This is a genomic window from Candidatus Nitrospira neomarina, from assembly GCF_032051675.1.
GTDB lineage: Bacteria > Nitrospirota > Nitrospiria > Nitrospirales > UBA8639 > Nitrospira_E > Nitrospira_E neomarina.
On record NZ_CP116968.1, the window covers coordinates 1,843,941 to 1,859,781 of the forward strand.

Genomic DNA, 15,841 nt, shown 5'->3' on the forward strand with positions numbered 1-15,841 from the left:
GGTGTAAAATATCTTTAGGAGGAAAAAGAGGATGATCGCCCAGGATTCATTAGAATCTGACATTCGACGTATCGGGCAGACATTCGCGAAAAATGCTCGTCACCATACGCCAGGATTCTGGGATCACCGCTGGTGGACGTCACTTCTTTTAGATTGGGGAACCCGTGATGAACAGTTCAAGATACAGCTGTTTCGCTTTATTGACGTCCTTCCCTCCCTTCAGACCGACGCACAATTTGTGCGTATCCTGAAGGAATACTTTCAAGACCTGCCGTCTCTCCCTGGTCCCCTGAAGTGGATCCTGAGTCGCTTTTCAAACAATTCCCTTACGGCCCAAATGGGCACACGGATATTGCGGCGCCAGTTTCTGAAAATGGCGTACACATTTATGGCAGGGGAAACCGTCAGCCACGCTGTCCCCACGCTCACACAACTTTGGCATGCAGGAAGTGCGTGTTCTCTTGATTTGCTTGGAGAATCCACAGTCAGTGAAGAGGAGGCTGATCATTATCACACGCGGTGCCTTCAGACATTGACCCAATTACAGGAAGTCATCCCACATTGGAAACACCAGCCTCTATTAGAAACCGATCATCTCGGCTCTCTCCCCAGGATCAATCTTTCCATCAAACTCTCCGCCTTATATTCGCAATTAGACCCGATTGATCCGGAGGGCAGTTACGCAGGCCTTGCCCCCCGTCTACGATCAATCCTGGACCTTGCCCAGGTTTTGCCTGCCTCCCTCACATTTGACATGGAGCAGGCCGAATTGGAGCCCCTCACTCTTATGGTCTTTATGCGTGTATTTTCTGAACCGGCCTATCAACACTTTCCGCATGCAAGCATTGCCATTCAAGCCTATCTCAAACGCACTAACAACACGCTGGATACTCTTTTAGCATGGGGAAAAGAACGAGACACTCCCTTCGGTATTCGCCTCGTCAAAGGCGCCTACTGGGACTCTGAAGTGATTCGCTATCAACAACAAGGCTGGCCCATTCCGGTTTATCTAAAAAAAACGGACACCGATGCGAACTACGAATACCTTGCTCACCGGATCCTGGCCCATCGAGACTTCATTCGCCCGGCTTTTGGCTCGCACAATATTCGAACATTAGCCGTGGTTCGGGCGATGGGAGACTCGCTCAACCTTCCGCCGGGAACATTTGAATATCAGATGTTGTATGGCATGGCCGAACCTCTACGTGATGCCGTGGTGGGACAAGGGTTTCGGCTTAGGGTCTATGCCCCCATCGGGGAACTCCTCCCGGGTATGGCCTATCTCGTGCGTCGATTATTGGAAAATACCTCGAATGAAAGTTTCATTCGACGCCAATATGAAACTGCCGAGTCACTTGATCATCTGCTATTGTCACCCTCGAACGGGGACAGGAATGGAGAGGAGGCGATGTCTCTGGAAAGTCAGTCGGAAGTCACATTACTCGATGGAGACAGTCCTGACAGATTCGCCAATGAACCGCATTCGGATTTTTCTCAACAGAACATACAACAAGATTTCTCTCTCGGCCTCGCACACATCGCCCCTCTCCTGGGACAAATCCATTTCTATCCGCTTCCGACCCCCATGCCTTGGCTTGGGCCAGAGCTGATCTCGACTAATCCCAGTTTTCCCGACCAAATCATTGCCAAATTTCCAACTCTGTCTCCTGAACAAATCGATCCCATTGTCCAGCGCGCTTACGACCATATGAGCACCTGGGGAAAAGTCCCTTCGCACACCCGTGCGCGGATTTTATTTCATGCTGCCGGGCTCATGCGACAACGCAAGACTGAACTAGCCGCTTGGGAAATATTGGAAACCGGTAAGCCGTGGCGGGAAGCGGATGCGGACGTCGCTGAAGCCATTGATTTCCTGGAGTTTTATGGACGGGAAATGATTCGTCTGGGCACTCCGGAGCGGCTAGGAACAGAGCCAGGGGAACACAATCAACGGATTTTCCAACCACGAGGGTTGGCCGTGGTGATTTCGCCGTGGAATTTTTCGTTAGCCATCCCCACCGGTCTTGTTTCGGCGGCATTAGTGGCTGGAAATGTGGTCTTATTTAAACCATCAGAGCGTTCACCGATGATGGGGTATCACCTCTTCATGCTGCTCATGGAAGCAGGGTTACCTGAAGGCGCCTTGCAGTTTCTGCCCGGTGGACCTGATGTGGGTCAGACCCTTGTCCAACACCCCAAGGTACACCTCATCGCCTTTACAGGATCACAAACCGTCGGATTGAATATCATTCAAGAGGCCAGTCACGTGTCGGCCGGGCAACGACATATTAAACATGTCATTGCTGAAATGGGCGGAAAAAATGCCATCATTGTTGATGAAACGGCCGATTTGGATGAAGCCGTGGTTGGGGCGTTAGCCAGTGCAACAGGCTACCAAGGACAAAAATGCTCCGCCTGTTCTAGAATTCTTATTTTAAAGGACGTGTACCCACAATTTCTTGAACGGCTCAAACAGGCGGCTTCAAGCATTCCGATTGGTCCACCGGAACACCCTGGAAACCGTATGGGACCGCTTATTGATCGACGGGCATTGGAACGAGTTCGGCACTTTGTGCACCTTGGGAAAACGGAAGGCACCTGCATTCTTGATCGCCAACTTGAGGGACCTGGGTACTTTCAAGGGCCGGTAATACTGGCAAATCTGCCACCTTCCCACCCGGTCGTACAGGAAGAAATATTTGGGCCGGTTATGGTTGTATTGAAGGTTTCCACAATTTCAGAAGCATTGGAATTAGCCAATGATTCCCCCTATGCCCTGACTGGAGGGATATACTCACGCAGTCCTGCCAATATTCAACTGGCTCGTGACACCTTTGATGTGGGGAATTTATATATCAACCGACCGATTACCGGATCATTAGTGAGCAGGCAACCATTTGGAGGTCATCGATTATCAGGAATCGGACGGAAGGCCGGAGGAAGCGGATATCTTGAGCAATTCATGGTGGAAAAGGTGATTACGGAAAACACGCTTCGCCGTGGCTTCGCTCCGACTCAATAAGGCAACATCAGATGCCACGGTTACCTTTTCTAATTCCTCAATCACTTCGACCATGCGTTCATTCTGACTACGGACGGAAGGAATGGTTTGGCGTTCAATGTATTTGAGCAAACCCACTCCTCGAGCAAACCAGGCCGTCATCGTATCCGTTCCTTGAATCGACTCTCCGCTCTCAGACAAATGCACCTTCATGATCATTTTGGCTTCAAGACGAATGGCATCCTGATATATGCCGGCAGGTACGACCACGGTATCCTTCCCCTGAACGGAGACGGTTGCCACAATATCCACCGTTTCTTTTTCTCCATCACGATCCACATCCATGCCAAAATCCAACCCGGTCCGGTGAAATTGTTCAAAAGAGCTGGGTACCTCTAAGGGAAATCGAACGATTTGATAGGGCACCAGTTGGCGCTCCAACGTCGTGCCGGGTTTCGACCCATAATACCGGATCCCTGCAACATCCCGGAAATAATAACTATCCGACGGCCCTTGATTACCAGGATTGGTATCGTTGAAAACGGTGACCTTCACTCCTTCTATGACTTCCGTCCCTATAACTTTTGAAACATTCGTGAACCGGGAATTCTCGTTCTTAATCTGGACCATGCCCCCTTCGATCATCGTGCCCTGATACACCCATTCATTTCCTACTTGATCAGGAAAATACTCATGACTTTTATCTATCACAATTTTCGTGGAATCAGCAGAATAGACCGTTCCTGGCATGAACACCAGGAAAAGGCTAAGGAAAACGAGGGTTCCAGCTGTGGAGAAAATTCCACACGATGTAAATGAATTTTTCATAGGCAGAAAGTGATGTGAACCTACCATAGGATCATTAAAACCGGCAAGACATCAAACAAGATCAACCAATCCTGGCCGCATTCAACCTGAAAACCCTTCAATTTGCCTTGACAGACTATTCGAGGATTGACAATTTCTTTTCCCTATGCAGTACTAGAAAACAAGGAGAGCAATGACAATCAATGCAGGACGGCACCAAGTCGGTCAAATACACCCCCTCATGCCGCTTCTTCACGTTATAATATGATGTGATGGGAGTGACACGTGGGCGTCCACATATGAAGGAGCCTTGTTGCCAAACACCTGTGGGCAAGGAGAATACTCGTTCGAACGTCATGGTGTTTGGAGGATCAGGAATCATCGGTGGAGCCATTGCGACGGTGTTCGGACGCCAGGGTTGGAGGGTAGGTCTTCACTACCATCAACATCAAACTGTCGCAAAAGAAACCGCCGCCGCGATCACAAAGGCCGGAGGGGAAAGTTATCTGTATCAAGCCGACGTCACCAACAGCTCACAAATTCGGGCTATTCTGCAGGAGTTCATACAGTCCCATCATTCTCTGAATGTCATGGTGTGGGCCGTGGGGATGGGCTCTTCGAAGCTCCTAGTCAAAACCTCCCCAGAGGACTGGATGCGGATTCTTCACATCAACCTGACCGGTGCCTATACCGTCCTTAAAGCCATGGCCCCCGTCTTTGAACAACAAAATAATGGGTCCGTCATATTAGTAGGCTCTCTTTCCGGTGAACAAGGAGTAGCAGGACAAGCCGCCTACGCGGCGTCTAAGGCAGGACTGGTTGGATTGATGCACACAGTGGCAAAGGAGTGGGGGGCCTTCAATATTCGAGTGAATATGGTATTCCCAGGCTGGCACCTCTCACCCATATCAAAACCGGGATGGCATGCGGCCATGGAGGTCCGCAACCACACGCTCCACAGAACTCCTTCTCTACAAGATGTGGCCACGTCTATCTATCACATGGCCTTATCGCCGGATACGTCCGGACAAATATGGAATCTGGACAGCCGGATTTGGTGATCCTTTCCATTCGTCAACCTCTCCATGACCCATGAGCACTCACCCTGACCATCTCGCCATATTCATAACCGCGACCGACACCGGGGTCGGAAAAACAACGATCACAGCGGCTCTGGTTCTGGGGTTAAAAAAAAAAGGGTATCAAGTGGGTGTCATGAAGCCGGTCGAGACCGGAATCGATCCCCAACAGACAGAAACTTCCGACACAGTCCGTCTTCAAAGTCTACTGTCCCCTCCTCCTTCTTTCGCGTCAATCTGTCTCTATGCCTTTTCTCAGCCTGTTGCACCGTTAACTTGCGCGCGCGCGACTGGAACCACCATTGATCTCGCGCGAATTGCCACTGCCTTTCATCTCCTCAGGCAACAGCACACCGTGTGTCTCGTGGAAGGGGCTGGAGGTTTACTTACTCCACTCTCACCAACACGCACCATTCGAGACCTGATCGCGACCCTGAATCTTCCCGCTCTCGTAGTCGGCCGGACAAGCCTGGGGAGCGTGAACCACATGCTTCTGACTTTGGAAGCATTGAAGGGCGCCGGGATTAGGCCGTGTGGAATCGTTCTGAATGATCCTCTGTCTACAACGCAAACCGAGAGTGTCATTCAGCAGCGAAGCTCCACGATTCGCCTGATTCAAGAATGGTCGGAAGTGCCGGTCTTCGGCCCCTTGGAGTTTCAAAAATCCATGCACAGGGATTGGCGAACAGGAGTGGAAAACCTAGCCGACCATCCTGAAATTCAACGATTGGTCAGGCATATTATTGAAACTGAGCCATAAACTGCGCCAGGATTTTTGGCCGATCAACCGCATCGAGTATGGCCGAAGCCACCGCCACGCCATTGGCCCCTGCGCCTTGGAGTGCCGGAACGGAACCGGGAACAATCCCACCAATGGCAATGATGGGAAGATCGGTCAGACTTCGAACATCAGCCAGTCCTTGAATACCAACGACCGGCTCATGATCCGCTTTGGTTCGCGTGGAAAAAATAGGGCCAAAACCTAAATAATCCGCACCTTCCGCCGTGGCCAATCGCACCTGTTCAGAGTTGTGTGTCGAAACCCCAATCAACATTTTCTGTCCGACGACTTTCCGCGCAAGAGGCAGGGGAAGGTCGCCCTGACCGAGATGTACACCATCGGCCTCAAGAGCTAACGCCAAATCACATCGATCATTCACAATAAACGTCATCCCCCTTTCTGACGCCACCTTTCGAAGGGCAAGGGCCCCTTCATAGGCCTGTTTCATCGATCCGGTTTTATTGCGGTATTGCACCAGGTTGACCCCAGCTTCGCCAGCCTGTTGAAGGACCTCCAGCAATGAACATCGCGAGGCCCAGTGGTCATCTACAATGAGGTAGAATCGTGAAAAATTATCAGGAGGAAAAATGCGCGGAGTATGGACTGCGGTCATGGGGACTGTAAAGCCACAAGCCGGTCCAAAAATCGAGTCGACACTGGACCCTTCTGGAAATCAGGATGATCAAGAATCCGTCGATGGAGAGGAATGCTGGTTTTAATTCCGTCAATGACAAATTCATCTAACGCGCGTCTGGTTCGAGCTATGGCTTCATTTCGATCTCGCCCAAAAGCAATAAGCTTCGCAATCATCGAGTCATAATAGGGATGGACAATTCCGGTTGTATCCATGGCCGTATCGACGCGTATTCCTGGTCCACCCGGGGGACAAAATTTTGTGATGGGTCCGGGGCTAGGGGTAAATCGGTCCGGACATTCGGCATTGATTCGGCATTCGATGGCATGTCCGGTCAATTGAATATCCTTTTGTCGGTAGGACAGTTCCTCCCCGGCAGCAATGCGAATTTGCTCCTTAATCAGGTCAACTCCCGTCACCATTTCGGTGACCGGATGCTCAACTTGAATCCGCGTATTGACTTCCATGAAATAAAACTTTCCACTTTGATCCATGAGAAACTCAACAGTTCCGGCGTTTCGATATTTCACGGATTTGATGGCTTCGACAGCAACCTGTCCCATTTTTCGTCGTAACGTGTCGTCCAACGCTGGAGAGGGGGATTCCTCCAACACCTTTTGATAGCGCCGCTGTATGGAACAATCCCGTTCATGAAAATGCACAACATGCCCATGGTTATCCGCCATAATCTGAAATTCAATGTGTCGTGGATCTTCAAAAAAACGCTCGAGATACACGCCCCCGTGACCAAATGCTGTTTGCGCTTCTAATTGAGCGGACTCGATCGCTTGGGTCAACTCTTCTTCATGCCAGACCACCCGCATGCCACGCCCTCCGCCACCGGCTGAGGCTTTCACAATGACCGGGAACCCAAGCTTTTTGGCAATTGCGACGCACATTTTGGAATCGTCAATTTCACCATCGCTCCCGGGCAATACAGGGATCCCCCGCTTCTTCATGTGGGCTCTGGCTTTTGATTTATCGCTGAGTAAGGCAATATGCTCAGAGGTGGGCCCAATAAAGGTAATCCCAATCGATTCGCAGACTTCCGCAAAATGCGCATTTTCAGCTAAAAATCCGTACCCGGGGTGAATCGCATCGACTCCGGTAATTTCGGCGGCACTCAAGACATTCGGGATATTCCGATAGCTCAGTCCGCCTTCGGCAGGTCCGACGCACACATGCTCGTCTGCATAACGGACATGGAGTGATTGAGCATCAACGTCGGAATGAATCGCAACGGTGCGAATGCCTAACTCCCGGCACGCTCGATTCACCCGCAAGGCAATTTCTCCACGATTGGCAATCAATATTTTTTTAAACACGTCGTTTCCTTAGATAAAAAGGCTTGAGGAAAACATCTTTTTCCTCAAGAGCAACCGACTTTTTTGCATTCCCCTTCAAAAAAATCAGAGTTCAAGACCCGGACAATGGATCAATTAAATAGAGTGGTTGGCCGAACTCAACGGGAGTCGTACTTTCCACGAGAATTTTTACAACTTTCCCATCGGTTTCTGCCTCAATTTCATTCATCAGTTTCATGGCTTCGACAATACAGAGAACCTGTCCTTTTTTGACGATATCACCTTCTTCGACATAAGGATCCGTATCGGGAGAGGGGGAACGATAAAAGGTCCCCACAATGGGCGAGGTCACAGTCAAGAAATGTGCGGGTTCGGAGGAGAGGAGAGGAACCGGCTTGTCCTGGGAAGAACCAGCCTCTACGGTCCTGGATACGTCTACCTGGTGTGAAGAAGCCGGCACATGATCCCGCCTAATGCGTATTCGCACACCTTTTTTTTCGAATTCCAACTCGGTCAGGTGATACCGGTTTAACACTTCGACAAGGTCTTCGATTTCTCTTCTGGATGAATCAGCCATAATCTCCTATTTCGTGTATATCTGTAGGAAAGGAATCCCGGATTACCGAGCCCGTTCTACATAGGTGCGCGTCCTCGTATCAATTTTAATAACTTCTCCGGATTCCAGATAGAGAGGAACTTTCACCGAGGCGCCGGTCTCGACAGTCGCCAACTTAGTCCCACCGGATGCCGTATCTCCTCGTATGCCGGGATCCGTTTCCACGACTTTTAATTCCATAAACACGGGCAACTCTACCGCGATCGGCTCATCATGATACAATAAAATTTTGACGACGGTATTTTCTTTGAGCAAATCGACGTTTTCGCCCAATTGGTTTTTAAGATAGGTAAACTGCTCAAAACTACTGATGTCCATAAACGCATATTCTTCCCCAGCGTTATAGAGAAACTGCATGTCGCATTCCTCAAGATTGGGCTCGTCGAATTTTTCTCCGGAACGAAATGTACGATCAATAACATTCCCTGTTTTATAGCCTTTCAATTTTGTTCGAACAAAGGCTCCGCCTTTACCGGGTTTTACATGTTGAAATTCCACAATATAATAGGGTTGCCCATCAAGCTCCAAGCGAGCCCCATTTCGAAAATCTGCAGTCGTAATCACGGCATCAAACTCCTCATACTATAAACGTGAACAGAAATGTTAACGGTGTGCTGGGATAGTCCGCTGAAGCGCATCCACCAACGCTCTCAGTCCAAGCAGATAACTTTGTGGTCCAAATCCCGAAATTTGCCCAAGCGAAACCGGGGCAAGGTAGGACCGCCGACGAAAACTTTCCCGGCGATGGATATTCGATAAATGCACTTCGACCATAGGAATTCCCACGCCCACAACAGCATCTCGCAGGGCAATACTGGTATGGGTATAGGCAGCAGGATTAAACACCAACCCCTCAAATTGTGCGTTGGCCTCCTGGATCCAGGTGACCAATTCCCCTTCCAGATTGGATTGACGGCTCTCGACCGAGACCCCTAGGTCCGTTCCCAATTTTTTCAGTGACGCATTCACCTCATCCAAAGTGATAGTTCCATAGAGGGTCGGCTCGCGAGTTCCAAGTAAATTCAGATTAGGCCCATGTAATACCAATATATTCACTAGGTATTTTCCATAAATAAATGGCGTTGGCGAGGATTCAGAATATCTAGGACACAGACATCGTTGGACTGGTGGAGTTTGGGAAAGACGGAATGCGTGAAATTCTAGCAGCGACGGAGGAATGGGTCAACGGAATTTGACGCACTTTCTTAGGTTAAGCGACCTCCTGCACGATCCAGAAGGACCCGTCTCAGCTCAACCATTGCCCATGTGTCCCGGCCACAATATTCATGTAAGGCTTGGGCAATATGAGCACGCTCCATTAAATCCGTTTCATGAAAGACCATTTTCTGGTACATGACCGCAGCCACCGCACCATTTTGAATCGTTAAATCATCGTAAGCCAAGGCAGGCACCAAAGCTGGCAGGACGGTTTTAATGGAGTAGGATCCGTGAAAGTCCGGATGATAATAATGTTCCTGGATGACCGAAAGAAGATCCCACAACCGGCGAACCACCTTCGAGAGGACGGGCTTCAACTGAGGCAGCACATCACCCAGGGCAAAAAGCAGAAATCGTTCATACTCCGAATACACACAAATGGTCCCGGCATCTCCTACGCTTTCCAACAGACTCAAGGCCACTTCTTCGCGAGGGTCACGGCCATCAGTGCAGAGATAATGATGATGGACGATTGTGCCATCAGGATATTCAATATGGTTGGACCACTGAAAGGGGATCGGACGATACGGACGAGTATGGGGAAAGGCCGGGATCGCCGGCATAAAAGTCTCAAAATCCAAATGATGAACCGGAAACCTGACCGATTGTAGCCGAGGCCGAAGCAGAGGTGAGATCCATTCCACATTATCCTTCACTCGTTGCTGAGTTGCAGACAACTGAAAATGGTCGGGAATTTCATCAATAGATTCAATTCCCTCCTCCAGCAGGAGGGTTTGCAATTTCGAGCTGCCAGGAAGATGAAACACCCAACGCGGAGACTTCTCTTTCGTACAATGGTTCCAAAAGGGGCATTCATAGGGCTGATGGCAATGGCTATCAGGGACAACGGGAGGTGGCGTCGGCTGTTCCAATGTCATCCACATATTTTCAAGCTGTGCCTGAATCAATGGCCGACGTGCTTCCACTTCCTCGGTCTTATTTTCCAAAACAAACATTTCTTCTAAATTCAGGTCTCCGCCAAGAAATGAATACTGAGTATTCAGATGCATCAAAAAACACCCGCTGATTTCAATGCCCGCGCCGTCCAGCACTGCAGCTTGAATGGCCAGATCGTCTAGATGCGTGGCTTTCACCTTCGATGTCGCCTTCACTTCAATCAAGCGCCAGCGCGTGGCATCAATTCGTTCTAAGATGTCAACCCGAACCAAAATGCCTTGCCAGACAAAGGCTCCTTCAAAAAGGGACGAGATGCCTCCATCCCTCACGAGCTCACTGGTGCGAAGGAGCGCTGCAGGAATTTGACGGTGTGTGTGTTCAACCAGAACGCCATGAGGAAAACATTGACGGGCAACGACCCCAACGTCGGTGCCCATATCCATGATGGCCCGGCGATCCGGTGTAGGCGGCGTAGCTAATTCTGGTGAATGGATTTCCAAATACAGCCGCTTGGCACATTGCAAGCCCGCCAGAAAGCGGCTTTTGGATAAACGATGTGTTGAAACGGATCGGTTCGATTTTTCCGGGCCGGAAATGAGGGGGATAGGAGAAATTGGGTTCATGGGATTAACGACGGCACACCAGAATAATGCCGAATATTCCATTCTAAAACGTCATTTTTAAGCATTGTTTGCACCCATCCAGGTCGGGGCCATAGATGACAGCATACTGCTCAATTTTCTCCTCCCATGCAACATGCCTGGTTATTCATCCTCCCGATACATTGCAGAGTAAAAATTCGAACAGATTATCTTTATCCCCATATCCTGTGGAAAACACCATTTAGTAAACCCAATAAACAATACTTCTAAAGTAATCTCTGGCGTTTTATTTCACCATACAATCCCATAACTATTTGTTTATTATCACCTTTAACATTATTCTCGCCACATATTCCGTATGACTTTACAGCAGATAAACATTTAATTCATTGCAATTTAAAAAATTCAAGAGGGTATTTTATCCACAAAAGCTGTGGAAGAACTCTGCATAAATCTGTTTATAACCCGACCAAATCCGCCATCTACGCCCCTCTCAGCAAAACGCCTCAATAGCAGGCACTTTTTCTCAAGTCGAAACCTCCGTTCACGATTTCGATTCAAATTCCACCACGTTTTTACAACAGCCGCATGCCAACCGTATCAGCGAATCGCCGTCCCTTTTGCGTTAATTGCACACGGGTGTCCGTCTGAAAAAGATAATCCTCTTTCACCATAGCTTCAAAAGATGTTGCCCATACTTCGTCTTGAGATGCCTGTTGCACCCAATCAATTGGCACGCCCTCAATCAGACGCAATCCGAACACAATACGTTCTTTCTCTTGCTGAGCCCGTGACAACCGTTCCCGGTTGGCAATGGGCAACTGTCCGGCACCCAGGCGCTTGGAATACTGTTCGATACTGGGCACGTTGCCATAGCGGCTTTCTGAGACATACGATTGGGCACTCGGACCTAATCCTAAGTATTCCAATCCCCTCCAATATCGAAGATTATGTTGACAGGCACCCCCCGGCTTCGCCCAATTTGAAAGTTCGTATCGAGACAACTGCAGCGGCTCCAGTTGGGTTTCAGCCTGCTGCAGAAAACACGCCTCATGGTCGGGATCCATTACCTGAAATAGCCCGTGCCGGAATTCCGTATAAAATCGAGTCCCTTTTTCAAGCGAAAGCGCATACAAGGACAAATGAGAAGGATCCAGCTCCAGAGCCTGGGTCAAAGTCATTTCCCATGACAGCACTGTTTGGCTCGGGATCCCGTAGATGAGGTCAAGATTGATATTGGCGAATCCGGCCTGTTTCGCTATCTGTACGCCGGAAATGGCTTCCTCCATGGTTCCTGAAAGTCCCAACATCGTCCGTTCCTGTTGATCAAAGGATTGGACTCCTATACTCACACGGGTCACGCCTAACTGCTGAAGAAAATCAGCATACTGCTCCGCGAGAGATTCCGGTGTCGCTTCGACGGTAATTTCACACTGTTCCGAGAGTGAAAACCCGGATCTGATGCTGGAAAAGATTGCTGCCAACTGTCCAGGACGTAAGACTGTGGGCGTCCCCCCACCGATATACACCGTTGACACGGTTCGCTCACGCATTCCGGGTTGGCTCGCATACAGCGCAATTTCTCGTTCTATGGCCTCTAAAAATTGTTCCACCCGTTGCTGGTCATGGAGGACAAGATAAAAGGCACAAAAATGACATCGCTTCTTACAAAAGGGAACGTGCAGATAAATACCGAGATCGGCGGTAAGCCCATCATGTTCCCTTGATTGCTCACGTTTCTGTTCCATACCACTCATCTCATCTTGTACTCCATCTACCATTCAACCAATACCACCCGAGAATCATCGCCTGGAACAAGAAGGAGGGAGATACATACAGAACGCGAGTTCCAACCCGGAAAAGTGAAGAAATAAGTATGGCAATTAGACACCAACACCCTATTTTCCGTCATGATGGCGTTCTCGATAGACAGGACCCACCCCCTTGTACTGAAGAAGGCTGGTGACCTCCGCAACCATTTTTCGATTGCCACAGACATACACCGCCAGATGATCCACATGTGGAAACTCCTGGAGCAGGTGCGTCACGCGTCCTCTTTTCCCTTTCCAATGATGAGAAGGTTGAGACAGCGTCAGGATAAAGGAAAAATTTTTATAGCAATCGGCCCACTTTTGCAACTCGTCCAAATAGTAGATATCCGACTCACTCCGAAGTCCCCATAGTAAGGTCATGGACTGAGGACAAGATTGCTCCAAGAGACTGGACAGCATAGACCATAAGGGCGCAATGCCGGTTCCCGTTCCAACAAATAACAGATCTCGTTCAGGGTCTTCATGAAGGTGAAATGACCCGAAAGGACCGGAACAGTCAAGTTCTTCACCAACCGAATGCTCCAACGCAAACGTCGCGCCCTTTCCTTTTTCTCCGGCATTAAAGAGTAGTACGAGCTGATGAGAGAAACTGGGAAGCGAAGCCAGCGAATAGTATCTCAGGTATGAGAGACCCGACGATTCATCAGGGATGGTTACGGAAATGGATTGGCCCGGGAGAAACTCTAAGGTCGGGGGATCCATTAACTCCAAAATCAATTCTCGAACATCCTGAGTCAAATGCCGAACGCGAAGAACCTTGGCCCGGAATCGTCTGGGGGTCATGCCATGGAATGTAGAGAATCTTGCGTGATCTGGCAAGAGCCTGGCAGCGAGGGTTGCTCCATCTGGTCAGAGAAATCAACACGGAGATGGTCCTGACGCTCGTTTCGCCTCACTTGTGAAAATGTTGTCTGGGGCTTCAGAAGTATGTGCTGGTTAATGAGATCCCTGAAAAATGGTGGGGACCTCACAGGTCAACGGAACCGGCGAGATCCAATAAAAATGCATAGATCATCGCGGTTTCCTCATAACGTTTAAACCGGCCTGAGGCTCCGCTATGACCTGCCTCCATATTCGTTCTGAGCAAAAGACGTTGATTATCGGTCTTCAACGCACGCAGTTTCGCAACCCATTTTGCCGGTTCCCAAAATTGTACTTGTGAGTCGTGCAAACCTGAGGTCACCAAAAGGTGAGGATACGATCGGGGTTGAAGATTATCGTAAGGCGAATAGGAAAGCATGTACTCATAAAACTGTTGTTGGTTGGGATCCCCCCATTCATCATATTCTCCCGTCGTCAGTGGGATATCGGGATCTAACATCGTGGTCACCACATCTACAAAAGGAACCTGGGCCACCACACCATGAAACAATTCAGGCCGCATATTCATAATCGCCCCCATTAATAAACCACCAGCGCTTCCACCGAGAGAGAATATTTTCTGAGGTGCGGCGTACCCCTGCTGAATAAGAAATTCGGCGCAGGCGATAAAATCCGTGAAGGTATTCTTCTTGTATAAGAGCTTACCGTTTTCATACCATTGTCGGCCCAGTTCCTCCCCACCTCGAATGTGGGCTAACGCATAGACAAACCCACGATCAAGCAAACTGAGACGGGGGGAGCTAAAACTTGCATCCATACTCGCACCATAGGAACCATAGCCATACAATAACAGGGGATGCGTGCCATTCGGGACAAAACCTTTTCGGTAGACCAGGGATATAGGAATGGAGATACCATCTGATGCTGAAGCGAAAAGACGTTCCGTCTGGTAGTGGCTAATGTGAAAATTCCCGAGGACCGGCTCTTGCTTGAGAAGAATTTTTTCCCGTGTTTCCATGTGATAATCATAGATGGTCATGGGGGTGGTCATCGAGGTATATCCATACCGTAGATAGGAAGTATCGGCTTCTAAATTATCCCCCAAGGTTGCCAGGTAAGCCGGCTCTCCAAAATCCAGTTCATGCTCAAAGCCATCCGTGGTCCGAATCATTCGAAGGTGGATGAGCCCCTGTCTTCGTTCTTCCAGCACCAGGAAATTCTCAAATAGCTCGAATCCTTCCAAAAATACATCCGGGCGGTGAGGAATAACTTCCTGCCACTGCGTGAGGTTCGTCTTATTCGTTTCAGTCCGCATCAAGCGAAAATTTTTGGCCTCATCATTGGTTCGAATAAAGAAATGATCGCCAAGATGATCCACATCGTATTCATGTCCGCGTTTCCGTGCCTGGAATATTTGAAAATCGCTTTCCGGATGATCCGCATTCACATACCGGTACTCACTCGTGATGGACTGATGCGATCCGATCATCAGATACCGTTTGGATTTTGTTTTTTCGATAGCAACCGAAAATGTCTCATCCGTTTCTTCATAGACCAACGTATCCAGTTCCGGATTCGTCCCCAAACGATGACGAAGGATCTGGTTTGATCGCAACGTTTCAGGATCCTGTCGGGAATAAAGAAGTGTACGATTGTCATTCCCCCACTCCATATTCCCAGTCACCGAAGAAATGCATTCATCAATTGTCTCGCCCGTTGTCAGATTTTTAAATCCGATAGTAAATATACGCCGTCCTTGGGTATCAATGGCATAGGCCAGAATATCTTGGCCAGGACTTACCGCCCAATTCCCCAAAGAAAAATAATCATGCCCCCGAGCCAATTCGTTGCCATCGACCATGATGGATTCGGGATTTGTTAAGGATTTTTCTTTCCGGCAGTAGAGGGCATATTCCTTTCCCTCTTCATATCGAATGTAATACCAAAAATCTCCAAGACGAAACGGAACAGATAAATCCGTTGGTTGAATGCGGCCACAAATTTCTTCAAATAGGGTCTGCTCCAAATCTCTGGTATGGCTTCTCAACGTGGCGGCATACTCATTTTCAGCCTGTAAATAGGCCAAGACTTCAGGGTTCTCACGATCTCTGAGCCAATAATACTCGTCGGTTCGGACGTGACCGTGATGTTCTAGCCGGTGCGGGACCCGTTTAGCACGGGGTGGAGTGGGCATCAAGGGTCTGGACTGGGAGGGACGCATGATCATGAATTTTCCCTATCGTCAAAA

The 15,841-nt window shown here is 49.2% G+C and carries 13 protein-coding genes; 3 read left to right on the forward strand and 10 right to left on the reverse strand.

Going from position 1 to position 15,841, the window contains the following annotated elements; all coding sequences use genetic code 11:
- The first annotated feature begins 31 nt into the window (after positions 1 to 31).
- A complete protein-coding gene (locus PQG83_RS08195; RefSeq protein ID WP_312748412.1) occupies positions 32 to 3,022 on the forward strand; it encodes a proline dehydrogenase family protein in 2,991 nt (996 codons plus the stop codon).
- Here the strand turns inward: PQG83_RS08195 and PQG83_RS08200 are convergent.
- Positions 2,915 to 3,751, reverse strand: coding sequence for a hypothetical protein (locus PQG83_RS08200; protein WP_312748413.1), 837 nt, complete (start codon positions 3,749 to 3,751; stop codon positions 2,915 to 2,917). The two genes, PQG83_RS08195 and PQG83_RS08200, sit on opposite strands and share 108 nt — an antisense overlap.
- A gap of 356 nt (positions 3,752 to 4,107) precedes the next feature.
- On the opposite strand from PQG83_RS08200, the gene PQG83_RS08205 reads away from it, so the two are divergent.
- Together PQG83_RS08205 and bioD are read left to right on the forward strand one after the other, a co-directional pair.
- Positions 4,108 to 4,869 (forward strand): SDR family NAD(P)-dependent oxidoreductase, encoded by a 762-nt coding sequence (locus tag PQG83_RS08205; protein ID WP_312748414.1) that lies wholly within the window; start codon positions 4,108 to 4,110, stop codon positions 4,867 to 4,869.
- 31 nt (positions 4,870 to 4,900) lie between these two features.
- Positions 4,901 to 5,647, forward strand: a complete 747-nt coding sequence (gene bioD, locus PQG83_RS08210) for a dethiobiotin synthase (RefSeq protein ID WP_312748415.1) — start codon at positions 4,901 to 4,903, stop codon at positions 5,645 to 5,647.
- On the opposite strand, the gene thiE is transcribed toward bioD, so the two are convergent.
- The 9 genes from thiE to PQG83_RS08255 all read right to left on the reverse strand — a co-directional run bounded on the left by thiE (position 5,628) and on the right by PQG83_RS08255 (position 15,820).
- A complete protein-coding gene (thiE, locus tag PQG83_RS08215) occupies positions 5,628 to 6,281 on the reverse strand; it encodes a thiamine phosphate synthase (RefSeq protein WP_312748416.1) in 654 nt (217 codons plus the stop codon). The two genes, bioD and thiE, sit on opposite strands and share 20 nt — an antisense overlap.
- Positions 6,278 to 7,627 (reverse strand): acetyl-CoA carboxylase biotin carboxylase subunit, encoded by a 1,350-nt coding sequence (accC, locus tag PQG83_RS08220; RefSeq protein WP_312748417.1) that lies wholly within the window; start codon positions 7,625 to 7,627, stop codon positions 6,278 to 6,280. Before accC ends, thiE begins: the two co-directional genes overlap by 4 nt.
- Positions 7,628 to 7,718: 91 nt before the next feature.
- Positions 7,719 to 8,183: an acetyl-CoA carboxylase biotin carboxyl carrier protein gene (accB, locus tag PQG83_RS08225; RefSeq protein WP_312748418.1), complete on the reverse strand. Its 465-nt coding sequence runs from the start codon at positions 8,181 to 8,183 to the stop codon at positions 7,719 to 7,721.
- Between the two features lie 42 nt (positions 8,184 to 8,225).
- On the reverse strand, positions 8,226 to 8,786 hold the full coding sequence (gene efp, locus PQG83_RS08230; RefSeq protein WP_312642446.1) for an elongation factor P: 561 nt from the start codon (positions 8,784 to 8,786) through the stop codon (positions 8,226 to 8,228).
- A 39-nt stretch (positions 8,787 to 8,825) separates the two neighbouring features.
- Positions 8,826 to 9,278 carry a type II 3-dehydroquinate dehydratase gene (gene aroQ, locus PQG83_RS08235; RefSeq protein ID WP_312748419.1) on the reverse strand — a complete coding sequence of 151 codons (453 nt, stop codon included), beginning with the start codon at positions 9,276 to 9,278 and terminating at the stop codon, positions 8,826 to 8,828.
- A 149-nt stretch (positions 9,279 to 9,427) separates the two neighbouring features.
- Positions 9,428 to 11,002 (reverse strand): DUF2779 domain-containing protein, encoded by a 1,575-nt coding sequence (locus PQG83_RS08240; protein ID WP_312748420.1) that lies wholly within the window; start codon positions 11,000 to 11,002, stop codon positions 9,428 to 9,430.
- Between the two features lie 512 nt (positions 11,003 to 11,514).
- The gene (hemW, locus tag PQG83_RS08245; RefSeq protein ID WP_312748421.1) at positions 11,515 to 12,687 is read right to left on the reverse strand and encodes a radical SAM family heme chaperone HemW; all 1,173 of its coding nucleotides are present in this window, start codon (positions 12,685 to 12,687) and stop codon (positions 11,515 to 11,517) included.
- 150 nt (positions 12,688 to 12,837) lie between these two features.
- Positions 12,838 to 13,554, reverse strand: a complete 717-nt coding sequence (locus PQG83_RS08250) for an FAD-binding oxidoreductase (protein WP_312748422.1) — start codon at positions 13,552 to 13,554, stop codon at positions 12,838 to 12,840.
- Between the two features lie 184 nt (positions 13,555 to 13,738).
- Positions 13,739 to 15,820 (reverse strand): S9 family peptidase, encoded by a 2,082-nt coding sequence (locus tag PQG83_RS08255; RefSeq protein WP_312748423.1) that lies wholly within the window; start codon positions 15,818 to 15,820, stop codon positions 13,739 to 13,741.
- Positions 15,821 to 15,841: the final 21 nt, after the last annotated feature.